Source organism: Desulfotomaculum defluvii, from assembly GCF_054657375.1.
This window is the reverse complement of the sequence record NZ_BAAHYV010000008.1, coordinates 51,352-69,028: the sequence shown is the minus strand read 5'-3', so window position 1 is coordinate 69,028 and position 17,677 is coordinate 51,352. Positions and strand designations below refer to the sequence as shown.

Annotated in this window: 17 protein-coding genes and 10 tRNA genes; 11 read left to right on the top strand and 16 right to left on the bottom strand. The window is 39.4% G+C overall.

What is annotated here, in order from left to right; translation table 11 throughout:
• The first annotated feature begins 12 nt into the window (after positions 1-12).
• The 4 genes from ACYQ03_RS15655 (at position 13) to ACYQ03_RS15640 (ending at position 5,105) form a co-directional block, all read left to right on the top strand.
• Positions 13-933: a helix-turn-helix domain-containing protein gene (locus tag ACYQ03_RS15655; protein WP_459910898.1), complete on the top strand. Its 921-nt coding sequence runs from the start codon at positions 13-15 to the stop codon at positions 931-933.
• 115 nt (positions 934-1,048) lie between these two features.
• Entirely contained in the window at positions 1,049-2,404 is a 1,356-nt protein-coding gene (gene dgt / locus ACYQ03_RS15650) for a dGTP triphosphohydrolase (RefSeq protein WP_459910897.1), read from the top strand.
• 18 nt (positions 2,405-2,422) lie between these two features.
• Positions 2,423-3,757 (top strand): DNA damage-inducible protein D, encoded by a 1,335-nt coding sequence (dinD, locus tag ACYQ03_RS15645; protein ID WP_459910896.1) that lies wholly within the window; start codon positions 2,423-2,425, stop codon positions 3,755-3,757.
• Positions 3,758-3,941: 184 nt separating this feature from the next.
• Positions 3,942-5,105 carry a site-specific integrase gene (locus ACYQ03_RS15640; RefSeq protein ID WP_459910895.1) on the top strand — a complete coding sequence of 388 codons (1,164 nt, stop codon included), beginning with the start codon at positions 3,942-3,944 and terminating at the stop codon, positions 5,103-5,105.
• A gap of 133 nt (positions 5,106-5,238) precedes the next feature.
• Here ACYQ03_RS15640 and ACYQ03_RS15635 read toward each other — a convergent pair.
• The 3 genes from ACYQ03_RS15635 to ACYQ03_RS15625 all read right to left on the bottom strand — a co-directional run bounded on the left by ACYQ03_RS15635 (position 5,239) and on the right by ACYQ03_RS15625 (position 5,559).
• Positions 5,239-5,325, bottom strand: a tRNA-Leu gene (locus ACYQ03_RS15635).
• A 73-nt stretch (positions 5,326-5,398) separates the two neighbouring features.
• Positions 5,399-5,475: transfer RNA gene (locus tag ACYQ03_RS15630), tRNA-Asp, on the bottom strand.
• Positions 5,476-5,484: 9 nt separating this feature from the next.
• A tRNA-Gly gene (locus ACYQ03_RS15625) sits at positions 5,485-5,559 on the bottom strand.
• A gap of 182 nt (positions 5,560-5,741) precedes the next feature.
• Between ACYQ03_RS15625 and ACYQ03_RS15620 the strand changes: the two genes are divergently transcribed.
• Entirely contained in the window at positions 5,742-6,380 is a 639-nt protein-coding gene (locus ACYQ03_RS15620; protein ID WP_459910894.1) for a hypothetical protein, read from the top strand.
• Positions 6,381-6,472: 92 nt separating this feature from the next.
• Here the strand turns inward: ACYQ03_RS15620 and ACYQ03_RS15615 are convergent.
• The 4 genes from ACYQ03_RS15615 to dut form a co-directional block, all read right to left on the bottom strand.
• Positions 6,473-6,547 (bottom strand) — tRNA-Cys (locus tag ACYQ03_RS15615).
• Between the two features lie 12 nt (positions 6,548-6,559).
• A tRNA-Gly gene (locus tag ACYQ03_RS15610) sits at positions 6,560-6,634 on the bottom strand.
• 4 nt (positions 6,635-6,638) lie between these two features.
• Positions 6,639-6,714: transfer RNA gene (locus tag ACYQ03_RS15605), tRNA-Phe, on the bottom strand.
• An 88-nt stretch (positions 6,715-6,802) separates the two neighbouring features.
• Positions 6,803-7,372, bottom strand: a complete 570-nt coding sequence (dut, locus tag ACYQ03_RS15600) for a dUTP diphosphatase (RefSeq protein ID WP_459910893.1) — start codon at positions 7,370-7,372, stop codon at positions 6,803-6,805.
• 203 nt (positions 7,373-7,575) lie between these two features.
• On the opposite strand from dut, the gene ACYQ03_RS15595 reads away from it, so the two are divergent.
• Positions 7,576-8,253: a 4Fe-4S binding protein gene (locus tag ACYQ03_RS15595; RefSeq protein WP_459910892.1), complete on the top strand. Its 678-nt coding sequence runs from the start codon at positions 7,576-7,578 to the stop codon at positions 8,251-8,253.
• A gap of 96 nt (positions 8,254-8,349) precedes the next feature.
• Here the strand turns inward: ACYQ03_RS15595 and ACYQ03_RS15590 are convergent.
• The 7 genes from ACYQ03_RS15590 to ACYQ03_RS15560 form a co-directional block, all read right to left on the bottom strand.
• Positions 8,350-8,424, bottom strand: a tRNA-Cys gene (locus ACYQ03_RS15590).
• Between the two features lie 16 nt (positions 8,425-8,440).
• Positions 8,441-8,515: transfer RNA gene (locus tag ACYQ03_RS15585), tRNA-Gly, on the bottom strand.
• Between the two features lie 11 nt (positions 8,516-8,526).
• Positions 8,527-8,602: transfer RNA gene (locus ACYQ03_RS15580), tRNA-Phe, on the bottom strand.
• A gap of 7 nt (positions 8,603-8,609) precedes the next feature.
• Positions 8,610-8,686, bottom strand: a tRNA-Asp gene (locus tag ACYQ03_RS15575).
• A gap of 95 nt (positions 8,687-8,781) precedes the next feature.
• Positions 8,782-9,651: an agmatinase gene (gene speB, locus ACYQ03_RS15570; RefSeq protein ID WP_459910891.1), complete on the bottom strand. Its 870-nt coding sequence runs from the start codon at positions 9,649-9,651 to the stop codon at positions 8,782-8,784.
• A 13-nt stretch (positions 9,652-9,664) separates the two neighbouring features.
• Positions 9,665-10,498, bottom strand: a complete 834-nt coding sequence (speE, locus tag ACYQ03_RS15565) for a polyamine aminopropyltransferase (protein ID WP_459910890.1) — start codon at positions 10,496-10,498, stop codon at positions 9,665-9,667.
• Positions 10,499-10,518: 20 nt separating this feature from the next.
• A complete protein-coding gene (locus ACYQ03_RS15560; protein ID WP_459910889.1) occupies positions 10,519-10,980 on the bottom strand; it encodes a pyruvoyl-dependent arginine decarboxylase in 462 nt (153 codons plus the stop codon).
• 206 nt (positions 10,981-11,186) lie between these two features.
• On the opposite strand from ACYQ03_RS15560, the gene ACYQ03_RS15555 reads away from it, so the two are divergent.
• Entirely contained in the window at positions 11,187-11,666 is a 480-nt protein-coding gene (locus tag ACYQ03_RS15555; RefSeq protein WP_459910888.1) for a hypothetical protein, read from the top strand.
• An 80-nt stretch (positions 11,667-11,746) separates the two neighbouring features.
• On the opposite strand, the gene ACYQ03_RS15550 is transcribed toward ACYQ03_RS15555, so the two are convergent.
• Positions 11,747-13,219 (bottom strand): metallophosphoesterase family protein, encoded by a 1,473-nt coding sequence (locus ACYQ03_RS15550; protein WP_459910887.1) that lies wholly within the window; start codon positions 13,217-13,219, stop codon positions 11,747-11,749.
• Positions 13,220-13,373: 154 nt separating this feature from the next.
• Positions 13,374-14,231, bottom strand: a complete 858-nt coding sequence (locus ACYQ03_RS15545; RefSeq protein WP_459910886.1) for a TIM barrel protein — start codon at positions 14,229-14,231, stop codon at positions 13,374-13,376.
• 108 nt (positions 14,232-14,339) lie between these two features.
• On the opposite strand from ACYQ03_RS15545, the gene ACYQ03_RS15540 reads away from it, so the two are divergent.
• The 4 genes from ACYQ03_RS15540 to ACYQ03_RS15525 all read left to right on the top strand — a co-directional run bounded on the left by ACYQ03_RS15540 (position 14,340) and on the right by ACYQ03_RS15525 (position 17,649).
• The gene (locus tag ACYQ03_RS15540) at positions 14,340-15,920 is read left to right on the top strand and encodes an ABC transporter substrate-binding protein (RefSeq protein ID WP_459910885.1); all 1,581 of its coding nucleotides are present in this window, start codon (positions 14,340-14,342) and stop codon (positions 15,918-15,920) included.
• Between the two features lie 38 nt (positions 15,921-15,958).
• Positions 15,959-16,345 carry a DUF1540 domain-containing protein gene (locus tag ACYQ03_RS15535; protein WP_459910884.1) on the top strand — a complete coding sequence of 129 codons (387 nt, stop codon included), beginning with the start codon at positions 15,959-15,961 and terminating at the stop codon, positions 16,343-16,345.
• A 77-nt stretch (positions 16,346-16,422) separates the two neighbouring features.
• Positions 16,423-17,238 (top strand): hypothetical protein, encoded by an 816-nt coding sequence (locus ACYQ03_RS15530; RefSeq protein WP_459910883.1) that lies wholly within the window; start codon positions 16,423-16,425, stop codon positions 17,236-17,238.
• 168 nt (positions 17,239-17,406) lie between these two features.
• Positions 17,407-17,649 carry a hypothetical protein gene (locus ACYQ03_RS15525; RefSeq protein ID WP_459910882.1) on the top strand — a complete coding sequence of 81 codons (243 nt, stop codon included), beginning with the start codon at positions 17,407-17,409 and terminating at the stop codon, positions 17,647-17,649.
• Positions 17,650-17,677: the final 28 nt, after the last annotated feature.

Sequence of the window (17,677 nt, the reverse complement as noted above, 5' to 3'; positions counted from 1 at the left end):
AGGTGATAAATAATGGCAAATTATATTGGAAAGTTACTTACTGAATTAAGAGAAAAAGCTGGGTTTGAGAGCTTAGGTCAATTATACAAAGCTACCGGCGTTTCTTCGGCAACCTTATCCAGATTAGAAAACAATATACAAAAACCAACTCCTGACACACTCAAAAAGCTTGCTCCTCACTTAAAAGTTACATATGAGGAATTAATGAGTGCCGCAGGATACATTTCAGAATCAAATAGAATTGATCTAGTGTATGCTTTGACAGACAAAAACACAGAACTTATTGCTGCCGGTAAGTTGTTAAACCAGGAGCAAAGACTGGTAGTTGCAAAGGCCCTAGATACGGTTCTCACTGGTAATAGGGATAATGGAAAAACGACTCCCTCAAAAAAAAGTAATAAACCAATCCTAGGAAAAATAGTTGCGGGTATTCCCTTGCTATCCGAGCAAAACATTATTGATTACATAGATGTCACTCCAGATCTGGAAGACATGGTTGACTTCGGCCTGGTTGTTCACGGCGACAGTATGATAGGTTCTGGAATCCACAACGGAGATATCGTCTTATGTAAGCAATCACAGTTTGGCAGGCACGGGCAAATTGTAGTTGCCTTAGTGGATCACGATCAAACAACCCTAAAGTTCTTTATTCAGGAAAATGGTAAAGATTTATTGAGGGCTGCTAACCCTATGGTCAATGACATTGAGTTAAAGCAAGGGGATGCAATCCAGGGGTATGTTGTCAAGATATTAAAGGACGCTCCAGATATTAATGTGTACCGCGGATATGTTTATTATAGTAATGAACATTTTGAACGTTGGAACCCAATTATAAAAAAGGCGATATCCTATGGTCTTAATCCAACTGTTATAGAACAGTTATTGGACATGCAGATCCAGATGGCCGAGAAAATTGCAAGGAAAGCAGAATAATTTCTGACAGTAAAAGGAACGACATCGATAGATGGGCGTTCCTTTTGTTTATTAATTAAGAGTTTTCAATACAAAATAAATTTTGCATTAAAGGGGTATTTTAGGAGGGACTTAAATGGCAGTAGAAAGAAGAACATACAATATGAGGCTAGAATTAGAAAATCAGTTTCTTGCACCTTATGCGGCTAAAAACTCATCTAAGGCTCTTACCACCAGAAAAGTTACAGAAGCTTCGGACCCCATGAGATTAGATTTTCAACGCGATAGAGATCGGATTATACATTCTAGAGCCTTTAGGAGACTGATGCATAAAACACAAGTATTTATTGCAAATAAAGGTGACCATTTTAGAAATAGGCTCACACATACATTAGAAGTAAGCCAAATAGCTAGGTCAATATCAAGTGCATTAGGATTGAATGAGCATTTGACTGAAGCCATAGCGCTTGGGCATGATCTTGGCCATACACCTTTTGGGCATATATCTGAAAGAGTTTTACATGAAATTTGTACTGGACAGAACAAATTAGGCAATCGAGAAATCACCAGCTGTGGGGGATTTAAACACAATTACCAAAGTGTCCATATTATTGACAACCTAGAACAAGTGTCTAGTGATAGACTGGGAATGAATCTCACTTTAGCTGTAAGGGAGGGGATATTAAAACACACTGGGCCAAAGATAAAAATATTCAAATATGATGAAGCAAACAAGAAATCCACTCCTGAGAAACAAGTTGTTAACTATTCAAAACTGGATCTTACGGGAATAGATATAAATAAACCATCTTTCACGCTCGAGGGACAAGTAGTCGCGATATCTGACGAAATAGCCCAAGTCACACATGATCTAGAAGATGGCCTTAGGGCAAAAATAATAAAACTATCTGACATAGAAAAAACTAAGTTAATAAGAATGATAAATGATAATTTCACAAATTATGGTGGCAATTTCACTTTCCAAGATCTAAAGCTAAGACACGTTGTTATAGTAAGAAATACCTTAATAAGGAGCATGATTGGCTACTTAATTGACAATGTTGTACAAACAACCATTAGTAACCTAGAAGTAAATTTTCCCGACGAGAAATATCCCGAAAAATTTGATAATCTTGAACAGTCTATAGTAAGTTTTAATACAGCCATACATGAAGCAGTTAATGAGTTTCAAGATTTGCTAACGAATATAGTAATAAGCTCTGAAGAAGTAAGTATCACAGATAGCAAGGCAGAATTCTTAATTGAACAGCTTTTTTCTACTTATTACAAACATCCTCAACAGTTACCCACATACATATTGGAAAAATACTATACTAAAAAAGGCGAGACATTGCAGAGAAAAAATATAGATAAATACAAGTTATACGAAGACCCCGAGTTTATCAGATTAATTTGTGATCATATAGCTGGGATGACTGATCAATATGCATCAAGACAATATAATAAACTTTATTCACCAGAATTCAACTAATTAAAAGGGAGTTAATAAATGAGTATTGAAGAATTTAAAAGATTGGAAAAAGAATGGGCATTAGAGGAAAACTGCGAAGAAGAATGTCCTATGTGTAGTAACGCAATGACCTATTACACAAGTAAATATGTTGACGGTGCAAATGTTAGATTTTGCCACCATTGTCATATACTTGAACAGGGAATTTTAGTAGCTTCAGATCAAGAAAATATATGTCCTTATTGTGGCGAGTTAGTTAGATATCAAGATGAAGATGTGGAAAACTTTGTAGTATGCAGCGAAGAGAATTGTGAACAAAAAGCCCACTTGAAATGTGCGGAAGACTATATCTGTGAGAAATGCCAGGTCTGGGCTTGTGATAGGGATATCGCAGATTATGTTGAATGCAACCACTGTGGTCGGATCCATCTCAATGACTGCATAGTAAGCTTTGGAGGGGAATTTCTGGATGAGTTTGGACTAATATGTCAAGGTTGCTTTTACAAAGGTGATCAAGAAGAAGAAAATCCACTACAACTAAACGACAACAAAAATATTTCAACAATTGGTGCTAACGACTCCCCATTTGAAATTACAAAAAAAATAAATGATCATGGGCACGAATTTTGGTCCGCTAGGGACTTACAACAAATTTTAGAGTACACTGAGTTTAGAAATCTTGAGACCGCTATAAATAAGGCAAAAATAGCTTGTCAAAAAAGCGGCCAAATGGTAGATAATCATTTTGTTGAAAGCAACAAAATGATCGACCTTGGAAAAGGAGCCAAAAGAGAAGTTAAAGACTATATGCTATCTAGGTATGCCTGCTATCTAATTATACAAAACGCTGATCCTACTAAGCCAATGGTTGCTTTAGGACAAACATATTTTGCAGTTCAAACTAGAAAACAAGAATTATTTGAGCAAAGCGACGAAGATCAAAAAAGATTAATACTTAGAAATGAACTAAAAAAACATAACACATATTTAGCTAGTGCTGCAAAAGAGTCTGGTGTTGTGACTACACGTGACTTTGGAATTTTTCAAAATCACGGATATAAGGGGCTTTATGGAGGCCTGACACAGAAGGATATTCATGCTAGAAAAAAACTAAAAAAATCCCAAAAAATACTTGATCATATGGGTAGTACTGAACTAGCTGCTAATCTATTTCGTGCGACACAAACAGAAGAAAAACTTAGGCGTGAAAAAATCCGTGGTAAAGAAAAAGCAAATGACACTCATTATAAAGTTGGGGCAAAGGTTAGGCAGACAATAAAAGAGTTAGGTGGAACTATGCCTGAGAATCTGCCTACTGCAGATAGTATTAAAAAATTAGAGAGACAAACAAAAAAACAACTGAAGGAAGATTAAATTATTAAAAACAATTCTTATCTCCTTGCCAAACACATGTACCATGACATATAATACAAATCAATAAAATACTAAAAAGAGCGCAAATCATAGAGACTCAACTTATTCCCAACACTTTGCAATATAAAATAGCGCCTAATATTATCAATAATCCCTGATAATATTGGAGGTGCTATTTTTTATTATGCATGGGCGTATTGAGAAAAAGGGTAAAGATCACTACAGAATCGTCATTGATTTAGGGCCAGATCCCTCAGATGGTAAACGTAAGCGAATATATAAGACTGTCAAAATGAGTAAAGCAGACGCTGAAGTAGAAATGGCCCGGATGATTACAGAACTCCAAAATGGTGCATATGTTGAGCCAACAAAACTGACTTTAGAAAGTTTTCTCAAACATTGGCTAGAGGTGTACGGAAAAACAAATCTTAAGCCACAAACTTATGATAGCTACAAAATGATATGTGAAAAACACTTAATTCCAAACCTTGGTAAAATGCCACTTAGCAAGCTACACCAAACCCACTTGGAGCAATACCAAGTTAAAGCAATGGCTAGTGGCCGGTCAAACGGAAAGGGCGGTCTGTCAGCCAGAACTGTGCAATACCATCACCGTGTACTAGGCAAAGCCCTATCCTATGCGGTTAAAATGAAAATTTTGCAATACAACATTGCTAGAGACGTTAGTGCACCAAGGGCAAAGAAAAAAGAAATGCGGGCACTTACTGCACAAGAGGTTCGCCAGTTTTTGGATACTGCCAAAGATCACAGGGATTATTTAATTGTATTTACCGCTGTCCACACTGGCATGCGTCGAGGTGAAATAATAGGTCTTAAGTGGAAGGATATCGACTTTAAGAACCGCATTGCCAGAATCCAAAGATCACTTCAGGAAAGTGAAGAAGAAGGTATTATCCTTGGGTCAACCAAGAACGAAGATGGCAGACCCGTACCTCTCCCTGAATGTCTTTGCGAACTTCTAAAAGAGTATAAAAAAACACAGGTTGTTAACTTATTTGATAAGGAACGATTGGTTTTTTCTGATCCAGATGGGGACCCGGTGAACCCCAAAAATCTTAGCCATCGCATTGAAAATTTAGCAAAGAAAGCTGGCTTCCCCGGTATTAATCTCCACAGCCTCCGGCATACCTGGGCGACATTGGCCCTGGAGTCCGGCATACACCCTAAGGTTGTTCAAGCTATCCTTGGCCACTCTAATATCAGCATAACGATGGATATTTACTCACACGTTCTCCCGGTAATGTTCACGGAGGCATCAAATATAGTAGCCCAAACCATCTCAGGTATCAATTCAAAACAAGAAGAAAAAATTTCAGGCGGGCAATAAAGCCCGCCTTATTTTCTGACCATTTTGGCCTGATCAGGTATATGTATTTTAAATTTTGGCGACGATTTGGCGACGTTAACAGAAAAACACCATCTGTTTTCCAGAAGGTGTTTCTCTAAAGCCTTGATTTTATTGGTGCCCGGAGCCGGGGTCGAACCGGCACGGTCGTGAAACCGCAGGATTTTAAGTCCTGTGCGTCTGCCTATTCCGCCACCCGGGCATGTTTTATTCAGCTTATTCAATATACCAAACTTAATGTTTTTTGTCAATACATCTTGTTTAATATATTTTTTTGGCGGAGCTGACGGGAGTCGAACCCGCGTTCTCCTGCGTGACAGGCAGGCATGTTAGGCCACTACACCACAGCTCCAAAAATTTATGGAGCGGAAGACGGGATTCGAACCCGCGACCCTCGCCTTGGCAAGGCGATGCTCTACCACTGAGCCACTTCCGCATACATGTCTTACTGACGAATATTAATATAGCATACGAAGTATAGACTAGTCAATATCCAAGTTATGGCTAACTAAATCATATTTTTTATATGGAAAATATTTACTATTTTAAATCAAACTGGAAGGAATTTACATTTAATTGGAGAAACCTTTAGTAAAACAGCATAGGGGGTATTGTTCAGTGTTTCAAAAATATAGACAAATTATTAATCGGGTTAAGGGTTTGGACAAGCCCTTATCTTCATTAACCAGAGCGGAAAGAAATGATGTATTAAATCTATCTATACGTCAAGAAGAACTGGAAAAACAAATTGGTCAACATATCAAACAGAGTTTCAAAGAATTACAAGACGGTTTAGAAGTTGTGGCCGAATGGGTAAGTTTAATGAAAGAAGATGCTATAAAGGCACTGGGTATCGGAGGAACTCCAGAAGAAGTGTTAGCCCTAGAAGAAACTCTAGCCCAAGCTTCTTCTTTAAACCAGCAAATTTCAGGTCTAACCCTAGCCAATTTTTCTTCTTCGGAGAAAAATAAACCTAACAAAGAATCTAACCAGAAACAAAAAAGCGATGAACATTTAAAGGCTCCGGTTAGCATCATTAAAGCCAAAACTCCAAAATCTAATCATACTCTGCCGGTAGTTCATTCTACTATTGATATGGTCGAAAACAACCATGAGGAAAATATTGTTACTAAGGTTTTAGAGGAGATCTCAGAGTCAGTTGTTACTGCAGCACCTACTATGCAAATATCAGATGTATTTAATCTACCAAGAATCACTACTCAAAAAAGTAGACCTGCCAAAAGGAAAAAACGTTAAGGTTTTCTATTGTTAATTAAGTATTATTATAAATGGTAAATTCCCAAAATAACCAAAAAGCCATCTGTTAACAGATGGCTTTAATTATTAAATGGAGGCGGCACCCAGATTCGAACTGGGGGATAAAGGATTTGCAGTCCTCTGCCTTACCACTTGGCTATGCCGCCAGCTTATACTAATGGAGCGGAAGACGGGATTCGAACCCGCGACCCTCGCCTTGGCAAGGCGATGCTCTACCACTGAGCCACTTCCGCATAATGGTGCCTCGAGCCGGAATCGAACCAGCGACACGCGGATTTTCAGTCCGCTGCTCTACCAACTGAGCTATCGAGGCACTGCTGACGCTTATAAAATATATCATAGTATGACATGTTTCGCAATAGTTTTTGAATACTTTTTAAAAAAATTCTAATCAAAATCCATTATAATCCAGTGCTGCCAAAACCACCCTTTCCTCTTTCTGTATCGCTTAATTCTTCGCATTCCACAAGTTCTATATCAGGAAGAGTATGAATGATGGCCTGGGCTATTCGGTCCCCTGCTTTAAAGGATACTTCATAGTGACCTGAGTTATGTAGCAACACAACAACCTCACCCCGGTAGTCGGAATCTACAACACCCACTGCATTGCTTAGGGTAATACCGTACTTCTTGGCATTACCGCTGCGGGGGTATATCAACATCGCATAAGATGGAGGTAGCTCAAAGGCTAGTCCCGTCCTTACCGATTTATGTTCTCCGGGGCAAATAGTAAAATCCTCTATCGTATGTAAATCAAAGCCAGCACTTTCTGGGGTTGCGCGTTTAGGCACTTCTGCTCTTTCATGAAGTTTTTTAATTCTCACTATACAATTTTTAAAGCTGAACAATTTACATTGCCTAAATGGGTACAATGCTTCATCCCTCGGTATTTTAATTTCTTGTATTTCGCATTTATAGTCTCCCCGAATAATCTCCACCCCATAGCGGCATCTTTTGCAGGTTTCTAACATCTTATTCACCCCTAAGAATAGGATTTGTGATATTTGTCACTTCGACATTCTATATGAACTTTCCCTTCTAATTTTAAAAACTTTTTGTCACTAATTTGACAATGGCCATTTTTTACGCATATTTTAATTGACAGCGTAATATAAATAAATTATATTAGTATTATTACTGCGATAATATTTCATAAATACAAGGAGGTAAAGATATGAAAAACATATTACTGTTAAAACGTATTCGTAAACAGGCTATAACCTGGATTGTGTTACCAGCAGTAATTGGCTTAGGTTGGGTTTATCCACCTGTAGGTTTCCTTTTATTAGTATGCATGGTTGGTGCAGTGGGTATGTCTTTCTTTAGTGGACGATCCTGGTGTGACTGGATGTGTCCAAGAGGTGCATTCTACGACGTCTTCTTCCAAAAATTCAATCAAGGAAAAACTGTTCCAAAATGGTTACGTTCCAACAAGCTTCGTACTTTTATGGTGGGTTTGATAATCACCGTCCTAGGAACTCAGCTTTATTTTGCCTGGGGCGATTTGCACGGCATGGGTATGGCCTTTGTTCGTCTACTGACCATAACCACAGCTGTGGGCATTATTTTAGGCCTTACTGTGCACTCTCGGGGTTGGTGCCATATTTGCCCCATGGGTACATTGGCTAGTTGGTTTGGTAAGGGTAAAAAGCCACTATATATAAATAGTGAAAAATGCACTAACTGTGGTTTATGCACAAAGGCCTGTCCAATGGGTTTAGTTCCCAATTTTGATGAAAATGGCCAACTTACTGATCCAGACTGCATAAAATGTGGAAGCTGTGTAGTAACTTGCAACCGTAAAGTATTAAGCTTTGATTACCCTATTAATGATATTAAAAAGTCCGCTTAAATAAAAAATGACACCTTAATCGGTGTCATTTTTTATATCTTATACCAATGGCTAAACATGAAAGAAACTCCCGAGTTAAAATCGGGAGTTTCTTATTGGAGGCGGCACCCAGATTCGAACTGGGGGATAAAGGATTTGCAGTCCTCTGCCTTACCACTTGGCTATGCCGCCAACATATATAATATAATGGAGCGGAAGACGGGATTCGAACCCGCGACCCTCGCCTTGGCAAGGCGATGCTCTACCACTGAGCCACTTCCGCACACTTTACAATGGTGCCTCGAGCCGGAATCGAACCAGCGACACGCGGATTTTCAGTCCGCTGCTCTACCAACTGAGCTATCGAGGCATATTAATGGCGGAGCTGACGGGAGTCGAACCCGCGTTCTCCTGCGTGACAGGCAGGCATGTTAGGCCACTACACCACAGCTCCAATTCAGCTAGCTTTCGCTCGCTGACATTGATTAGTATACAAAAACTAAACCCAGAAGTCAAACATTATTTTAAGTTTTTTACGTTTGGAAAATATTATATGCTCGATTTGCCAAAAACCAAGATAGCTTCCCGTACAAGCTTAGCACCCAATAACGCTGTTCTTTCAGAGTGGTCATACACGGGACTAATCTCCACCAAATCCATACCGACCACATTTAATTCTTTCATTAAATAAATCGCATCTAAAATTTCTGTCGAAGAACATCCACCTGGTTCAGCGGTACCAGTACCTGGTGCATAGGCTGGATCCACCACATCAATATCCAGTGTAATGTACACTGGGTGCCCTGTTAGCTCTGGCAATACTTGTTTTAAAGGTTCCAGTACCTTGCCAGGGAACATCCGGGTATTCGCTCTGGCATAGTCGAACTCCTCTCGGGTACCGGAGCGAATACCAAATTGATAGATATTTTGCCCTCCCACCAAATCAGCTACCCGTCTCATAACCGAAGCATGGGAAAGGGTCTGCCCCATGTAGTCCTGACGTAAATCCGCATGGGCATCAAAATGGATTACCTTCAAATCAGGATACTTTTGAACAACTTGCTTAATTACTGGCAGGCTAATTAAATGCTCGCCACCAAGTACCAAAGGGAATTTATCATCTCGGATAATCCTATCTACAACTTGACCAATCTTATCCAAACTTTCCAGGACATGACCAAAGGGTATCGAAATATCACCAGCGTCATAATAGGTATACTCCGCCAGATCACGATCTAACAACACACTGTATTCCTCTAGTCCAATGGAAACCTGCCGAATAGCCTGGGGGCCTTGGCGTGTCCCTGGTCTAAAGCTTACAGTAAAATCCATTGGTGCCCCCACTAGAACTAAGTTAGAACTTTCGTAATCCTGGGATGCACCCATAAATCCAGAGCATTGATCCAATAGATCAAACATTGGTAATCCCCCGTTATTTATTGATTAATTCCTGCACAAAGTTAGGCAATACAAAGGCAGCCCTATGGATATCATGGTTGTAGTAACGTGTTTTATAGTTGGGTCTGGTACTAAAATCAACAGCCTTGGGATCGTATTTTTTAGACCCCATAGTAAAGGTCCAGCAGCCACTGGGATAGGTAGGTACATATGCTAGGTATAAATTAGTAATTGGATACAGGGAACGAATATCTTGGTTTACCTTTGGAATTAACTCCTTATTATAATAGGGAGATTCAGTTTGTGCTACAAAGATACCCTCTTCCTTTAGGGCATTATAACAATCCTTATAGAAGTTTCCTTCGAATAGTCCCACAGCAGGTCCAATGGGATCAGTGGAATCCACAATTATGATATCAAATTCATTTTTATGATCCCTTACATATTGAATGCCATCCACGCAATGAACTTCAACCTTTGGATCAGACAATGCACAAGCAATCTCTGGTAAGTATTCTTTAGAGACCTCCACAACCCGACGATCAATCTCTACCAGAACAGCCTTTTCAACACTGGGATGTTTAATAATTTCACGGATTGCACCACCGTCACCGCCTCCGATGACCAGTACTTTTTTAGGGTTTTCATGAGTATTTAAAGCCACATGGCTAATCATTTCATGATAAACGAATTCATCTCTAATACTTGTCATAATAATATTGTCCAACCAGAGCATGCGCCCACAAAGAGGAGTATCAACAACGGCAAGATGCTGAAACTCTGTTTGCTCTTCGTGTAAAACTTTACTTACTTCAATACTCAGGGCCAATCCGGAAACAATCCCTCTCTCGGTGTACCATAATTCCATTTCTAGACCTCCTTGTAATACTAATACCAAAGGGGAACCGCTGCCAGGGCACAACCAGTTTTTTCAACCTTATGTTCTGTGGAAGCAATTTTAATTTCCTTTAGTTCCATACCACGGGTTTCAAAGGCTTCTTTCAACATATTGTTAATATTTCTTTCAGCTTCTTCTTTGCTACATTTACCCGAGAACTCCATAATAACCCCGAAGGAATCACTGGAGTTAATACCTACTCCTACACAGGCAGAAATAATCTCACCAGGGATATCACTTACAATGTAGCCATAGGCTGTTGGAACTAGGGAGCCTGGAGGTAAAACCATACCGGGATCCTCTTGACTTCCCGGAGGCAGAATGCTAGATACTCTCAAAAGGTTTATATTCCCTATACGTGCTTTAAGTAGTGCATTGTCAAATGCCGTAAGCTTACTTTTTCCTTCGGAGGAAGCTGCTGTAACGAAATACTTCTTAGGAGTGGGTAGCATTCTTATATCTCCTTTCAATTTTATTGCTTTTCCATCATTCTCCCTAACAACAAAACATATTATACCAAACGGCAGTTAAAAATAAACTGTTTTTTTCCAAAGCAAAAAATAAAATACATTCTAAAACCTAATTGACAGGAATGAGTTTTTCTCACCCGGGCATCCTATTTTGGAACGACTTAATAAATTTTTAAGGGGGTAAATGCATGAAGACAATTACTGGTTTTTTTTCCTCCAAGGAGCAAGCAGAAAGAGCTATCAGTGAATTGCGCCGCATTGGCTATGATAAGGATATCTCTTTAGTTGCCAAGGGTGAGGAAAAAAGGCAAGATGGATCAATGACATCCAATTTTACCGGTGGAGACGGTGTAGGCGATGGTGCAGCTAGCGGTGCCACCATTGGTGGTTTGGCTGGTTTAGCCTTGGGTGCCGGTGCCTTAGCAATTCCTGGTTTTGGTCCTTTGGTGGCTGCTGGTCCAATCGCTGCTATGTTATCAGGTGCTGCCACTGGTGGCATTGCAGGTGGACTGGCTGATTATGGTATTCCTGCAGAAAAAGGTCGGGAATTTGAACAACGTATCCGTGAGGGTAAAATGTTAGTTACTGTTAAAGCCGATGATGGTACAGCAGAAAAAGCTGCCCAAGCTTTAAGGACTGCTGGTGGGGACAACGTAGAAATCCATTAGAAAAAATGGCTTACGCCACTGCGTAAGCCATTTTTATATAACCTAACCTTACATCGGACCTATGCCGTAGGCCGTACTCACTATCGATTCTCATCAATTTTACTTCTCATATCTCTTACTACATCTGAATCGGAAATCTTCTCCGTGGGCACCATCGCTGGTCTATCAAATAAATGTCGCTTCATACTAAATTCTGAGGTAACACTATCAATTTGAATAGAATCCACTGCAATTAAGTGATTTTTCTGACCATCATCATAAAAGTTCAACAACATAACAGAGTAGGGTCTCTTCTCCACTTCCTGAAGCATGCCTAGACCAGAAGCACCAGACGTACCAGCATTGATTAGTACACTCTCCCCCACTTTCTCTACTTGATACTGATGATTATGCCCAAAGAGTAATACGGGTGCTTGACCCGCCAGGGGATGAGCTACATAGGGACTATGTACGGCTAGAATATCAAAGGGCTTTGCTGAATTATCGGCTTGTTGTGCTAAGAATGCTTTAATACGCTTTACAAATTGTACTTCCTCTTCTTCAGAAACTGATTTTATGTTATTGGTACGAGAAGCTGGATCATGAAAACCAATAATTCTTAAACCACTTATTTCCGTGGAGTTTTCCAAAACAATGACCTTCCCCTTTAACTCTTTCATTTTTTTAATGGTACTAGGAGAATCATGATTACCAGCAATAAATAAGTACGGAACTGGTAAGTCTTTTATGCGTTCTAAAAGCAGTCCTTCCAAGGGGGTTCCATAATCACTAATGTCCCCTGTATCGATAATAAAATCTACTTCAAATAATTCTGCCATTCTCCGAACAACTTCTATACCAGCAGGATTATTATGAAGATCTGATACATGAAGAACCTTAGTAGTGTTATTTGACTGGGTAATGGGATATAGGTTATCAACTTGTTGATAGAGCAAGTAAAAATTCTCTGCCACCAATTGCAGTTTATTACTCATAGTATCTATTTGGGCAATGGCTTCTTCTACAACTCCAATCATCCAAGGAGCAGCCTTTAATGCCCCCTCATATTCGGGATTTGAGAATCTATTGGCATCAAAATTTTTATAGGTTGAAAAAAGCAAAAGACTAACCAGTACCGTAGCAACAAGCACTCCCAAGAAGTATTCATTTGCTTTTCGAGAACGCAAAAATATAGCTCCCACTAATCCTGCGGCTCCAGCCATAATGATTAATCTTCCTACAAAACGTCGGGCTTCTTTTCTTAGATTTTGTTCCAGCCTTTCAGATATTTCTTTCTGATCAACTTTATTTTGCATTAGGCTTTGAATTTTATCTAAGTTTAAGCTAGTTAAACGTACCGTAATCTTTAACGGTGTGTTGTGTGTATAGGCCCTAACTAAACCCAAAGGCGGCACCTCAATTTGAGTTGACCCTTGATAGGCCAAGGTTGTACGTACATTGAATTCTAAACCCTCAAAACAAAAGGTGTGGTTACCAAAAACATGCAAAGTAAAGAGGGATAACAAAATTGCTGTTATGATAATAAATGAATATCTTTTTATTTTAACTCTCATAGTGCACCCTCTGGGTTTAATTAAAAATACTTCAAATTAGGCTTAACAAGAAAATATCCGGAAGTGTAAAAAACAATAATATCTTTCCCCTTATCACAAGATTATATCGATAAAATGAAAGAATAAATCAAAAAGGCTTACCCTTAGGCAAGCCTTACTTCATAATCTCCTCATATATACTTTTGAAAACAAGTGCATCTTCAGCCTGGGTACCGGCAGATTCACAAATAATCACCGGTTCCATCTGGCGTTCTTTTATTAGTTCTGCCAATGGAGCAAAGTCGGGGCCGTAAAGGTGGCTTTCCTGTAGGGTCCAGTGTTTCTTTTCCCCCGCCTTAGTAAATTCAATTATACTAAAGTGAACATGAAGTTGATGTACCACTTCCTGACCCAGAGCTTTTTCAATCTGATCTAATATTCTGGCATAGTCTTCTTTATTTTTTAGACTTCCTTGGCTAACGGCATTTAAATGCCCAAAATCCACACAGGGTATCACTTGCTCTCCCAGAGTGCATAATTCTAAAACTTCTTCAAGGGAGCCCATTTGATTAATTTTACCCATTGTTTCTGGGGCCAGGAAAATATCCTGCAGTCCCTCTGCTGCAGCTTCCTGTAAAATTTCCTTAAAAAGTATCTTTGAACGTTTAAATGTGGCTAGTCTATCAGTTCCGGGACCTCCCCCGGGATGAAATATAACCCTTTGGGCTCCCATCCACCTAGCCACCCGCAGCGAATCCAAAATATACCCTTTCGTTTTTATCTTTTTCTCAGGTTCCTCTGTACTTAAGTTGATGTAATAGGGTGCATGAATAGAAAGGGTAACCCCAAACTGTCGAGCCTTTTCTCCTAATTCCTTCGCCATTGGCTCCTTAATTTTGACACCCCGACTGCACTGATACTCATAGGCATTTAAGCCTTGTTTTGACAACCAGGCCGGCATGTCCAAAGAACTTTTATACCCTTGGGAGTAAAAAGAATCCGGTGCACCGGCAGACCCAAATTTGGCAGTCATTTTTTCTCTCCTTTGCCAGGATTAGCTAGTAATTCTTCTTGCTTGGAAGGATTTTACATATATGGGAAGAAATATACATTAAAAGCCTTTTATAATGGGGGTTGAAAAATGAGAAATAAACTTTACCAGCTAGCCTTTTTATTTTTATTTTTAAGTTTCTTTTCGGTTGTTATGAATTATGATAAAGAGCAGATCTCTACTGTATTCAAAAAAGAAATACCTCAAGAAATTGATATAACCTACGCCGTGGCTGAACCTTTAAAAAGTTTAGATCCTGCTGAAGCCAATAATATGTCTGAAGCAAAGGTATTGTCAAATATTTTTGAAGGATTGGTCCGTTATAAGTCTGGCAGCAGTGATGTTGAACCATGCCTTGCCACCAACTGGGAGGTATCTAAAGATGGCTGTAATTGGACTTTTTATTTAAGAAAAAATGTTAGTTTCCATGATGGCACACCCTTTAATGCCGAGGCTGTTAAAATCAATATCGAGAGACAATTGCCCCCACGAAAAAAGGATACGATGTCCTATGGAGGTTTTACCTTTGGCATGGTTAAGTCAGTGAAAGTAATAGATGACCATACAATAAAGTTCACTTTAAAAACTCCTTACTCACCCTTTCTAAGAAACCTTGCCATGCCCTGGTCAGCACCTGTTGTCAGCCCAAAATCTCTTAGGACTGTCCCTAAGAATAACAAGCAAAATTTTGCAGGCACAGGTCCTTTTATGCTCGCCGATTGGCGTGACGGTGCTCCGATCCTTTTAGCCAACGAAAAATACTGGGGTAAAAAACCCCTTATCAGATCAATAGCCTTTCTTCCCCAATCACCCCAACAAAGAGCCGATGCCCTTAAAAAGGGGGATGTACAAATGGTTGATCTTTCAGACTTGCCCCTAAAAGATATTGAACCGTTGGAGAAAATGGATATTTTCAGTCAAACTGCAGCTTCCTTAGGTTATCTTGGTATGTACAACGATCGTCCCCCCTTTAACAACGATAAGGTACGCCGGGCCCTTTGTATGGCCATTGATACCAAGGAATTGACCACGCGAATGTTCGGTCCCAAGTCATTTGTTGCCAATAGCATCTTACCTCCAGGAATAGCAGGTTACAATGAAAGTTTAAAACCCTATTTTGGTGATTCCGAAAAGGCAAAAACTCTACTAAAACAGTATGGTTACCCAAATGGACTGGACATAACACTAATTACCTATAATACATCTCGGCCCTATAATCTACTGGGAGGAACTGAATTAGCCAATCTTATCAAAAACCAACTGTCCTCCGCTGGTATCCGCGTGAAGATTAAGGTATATCCCTGGCATGAATTTAAGTCGGCCCTCCATAAACAGCAAGGTGATGCCTTTTTATTTGGTTGGGTTAGCGATAATTTAGACCCAGATAATTTCCTCTATACCCTGCTATCATCCAAGGAAAATGGTAAGACAAACTTTACTTATTATAAAAACAGTGAGGTAGACCGTTTAATTAGTGCGGCTCAATTAGAGCAAGACGAGAAAATTAGAACAAGATTATATTATCATGCCCAACAGGTTATGCTTCAGGATACTCCAATGGTCTTTCTGAATTACGGACAAGACAGAATTGCTATGGCCAAAAATTTAAAAAATGTAGAAATTACAAACTTCGGTATTCCAAAATTTTATAATGCTTATATTCAAAATTAAACTGGGCAGACTACTCAAAAATAAGAGGTGAAAAGATCATGCATAAAAGCCCAAAGGTTCTTTGCGAGGTAAACTCTTGCACACATTGGTTGCCCGGCAATCTATGTGGTGCCGCAAATATCGATATTCTCTATGAAGAAGAGGGGAAAATGGCTCAAAGGGATGCCCAGACCGAATGTAAGACCTTTTATAAAAGAAACGGCATTACTAGTTACCTTGGGTCAATGGATAATGTTAACTGGGGCGGTATTGCCAGTGGACCCTTTAAAGATGGACAACAGATAACCCCAGGGGTTGTTTGTATAGTGGAGAGTTGCAAGTACTGGGACCGAGGCAATTTATGTGATGCAGAAATAATTCAGATAACCGGAAAAAATGCAAACGAATGTCAGGATACCAATTGTGCATCTTTTAAAAGAAAATAACAGAATGGTGTATATGATTTTAGATTTGGAAAAAAATATATCTAGGTAAAACCAAAAATTTTCTAGGAGGTTATTCCATGCAAAGTATGCAGCAACTGCAAGATCGTGTAAACCATCTACGTAGTGATATTAGTCAAATCCAACAAATGTGTAACCAAATGCAGCAAATGGAACAACAGAATTCCCAACAGCTTCAACAATTATCCCAACATGAGTCCACTGCTACACAGCAACTGCAGCGCCTCAGTCAAACTCTGCAGCATATGAACCAGGACCTAGCTCAAATAACCAATGCATCTCAACAAATACCTCAGCAAATGCAACAATCAAATATCAATCGGCAGGGTCAACAATATGGAGGATTTGGTAGCAATAATAGCTTCATCAGTTCTACAGTAAACCCCCAGGCATTAAATTCTGTTAATAATCTAATGCAGTATACCAGTTCTGGTCAACAGTTCAACCAAAACAATCAGGGCCAGCCCTTTGCTCAATATAATCAAACTCCACAACAATATGGCCAACAATTCACTCAATCCCAACAAAGCCAACCATTTGCTCAATACAACCAGTTTGGTCAACAGCAAGGTCAACAACAAGGTCAGCAATTCGGTAGCTTTGGTCAAAGCAGTAACAGCTTTATCAATGCCTCTATGAACCCCCAGGCTCTTAATAATGTTAGCAATTTAGGCCAATATACTAGTTCTGGTCAAAGCCAGCAGTTCAATCAAAACAGTCAAATGAGTCAACCCTATGCTCAATACAACCAATCTGGTCAACAGCAACCCGGCCAAAACTTTCAAAATTTAGGCACCTACGGATACAGCAATCGCCAGGCTAGTTATCTCAGTGGCCAACTTGGTTCGTTTGGTAGCCCATTTGGACAACAGTAATGTCAAATTGATATAATAAAAATCTGACCCCTTTAGGGTCAGATTTTTATTTACCATATTTTACAAACAAAGGTTTAATTAGACAATTTATCCCCCTTAACAGAACTTACTTATGGGAAGTATAATAAATATACAAATTATGGTACCTTTTTGCAGGGGGTGTAAATATTGGCTAAGACTTTAAAAGAAGGAGCTGCTTATAATCAACGGGACATAGTGGACATGCTAGCCGAATTTTCCGGTTTCAAAGACAGAGTGGAAAAGAAATTTAAAGATGTGGCTAAGGAACTTGATGGAAAAACAAATGAGCACGAACTCTGGGTAGGCTTATATATGATTGCCAGTGACTATGCAGATGAACAAGTCTCACGTCGTAAAGTAATTGTGGATCCAATTCAAAAAATCTCCTAGCTATAGTACAACCCTGCACATTCGCAGG

What these genes read in the sequence shown, in the direction of transcription:
- ACYQ03_RS15655 (WP_459910898.1), top strand. Translation starts at nt 13, where the DNA reads ATGGCAAATTATATTGGAAAGTTACTTACTGAATTAAGAGAAAAAGCT.
- dgt (WP_459910897.1), top strand. Translation starts at nt 1,049, where the DNA reads ATGGCAGTAGAAAGAAGAACATACAATATGAGGCTAGAATTAGAAAAT.
- dinD (WP_459910896.1), top strand. Translation starts at nt 2,423, where the DNA reads ATGAGTATTGAAGAATTTAAAAGATTGGAAAAAGAATGGGCATTAGAG.
- ACYQ03_RS15640 (WP_459910895.1), top strand. Translation starts at nt 3,942, where the DNA reads ATGCATGGGCGTATTGAGAAAAAGGGTAAAGATCACTACAGAATCGTC.
- dut (WP_459910893.1), bottom strand. Translation starts at nt 7,372, where the DNA reads ATGTTAGAAACCTGCAAAAGATGCCGCTATGGGGTGGAGATTATTCGG.
- ACYQ03_RS15595 (WP_459910892.1), top strand. Translation starts at nt 7,576, where the DNA reads ATGAAAAACATATTACTGTTAAAACGTATTCGTAAACAGGCTATAACC.
- speB (WP_459910891.1), bottom strand. Translation starts at nt 9,651, where the DNA reads ATGTTTGATCTATTGGATCAATGCTCTGGATTTATGGGTGCATCCCAG.
- speE (WP_459910890.1), bottom strand. Translation starts at nt 10,498, where the DNA reads ATGGAATTATGGTACACCGAGAGAGGGATTGTTTCCGGATTGGCCCTG.
- ACYQ03_RS15560 (WP_459910889.1), bottom strand. Translation starts at nt 10,980, where the DNA reads ATGCTACCCACTCCTAAGAAGTATTTCGTTACAGCAGCTTCCTCCGAA.
- ACYQ03_RS15555 (WP_459910888.1), top strand. Translation starts at nt 11,187, where the DNA reads ATGAAGACAATTACTGGTTTTTTTTCCTCCAAGGAGCAAGCAGAAAGA.
- ACYQ03_RS15550 (WP_459910887.1), bottom strand. Translation starts at nt 13,219, where the DNA reads ATGAGAGTTAAAATAAAAAGATATTCATTTATTATCATAACAGCAATT.
- ACYQ03_RS15545 (WP_459910886.1), bottom strand. Translation starts at nt 14,231, where the DNA reads ATGACTGCCAAATTTGGGTCTGCCGGTGCACCGGATTCTTTTTACTCC.
- ACYQ03_RS15540 (WP_459910885.1), top strand. Translation starts at nt 14,340, where the DNA reads ATGAGAAATAAACTTTACCAGCTAGCCTTTTTATTTTTATTTTTAAGT.
- ACYQ03_RS15535 (WP_459910884.1), top strand. Translation starts at nt 15,959, where the DNA reads ATGCATAAAAGCCCAAAGGTTCTTTGCGAGGTAAACTCTTGCACACAT.
- ACYQ03_RS15530 (WP_459910883.1), top strand. Translation starts at nt 16,423, where the DNA reads ATGCAAAGTATGCAGCAACTGCAAGATCGTGTAAACCATCTACGTAGT.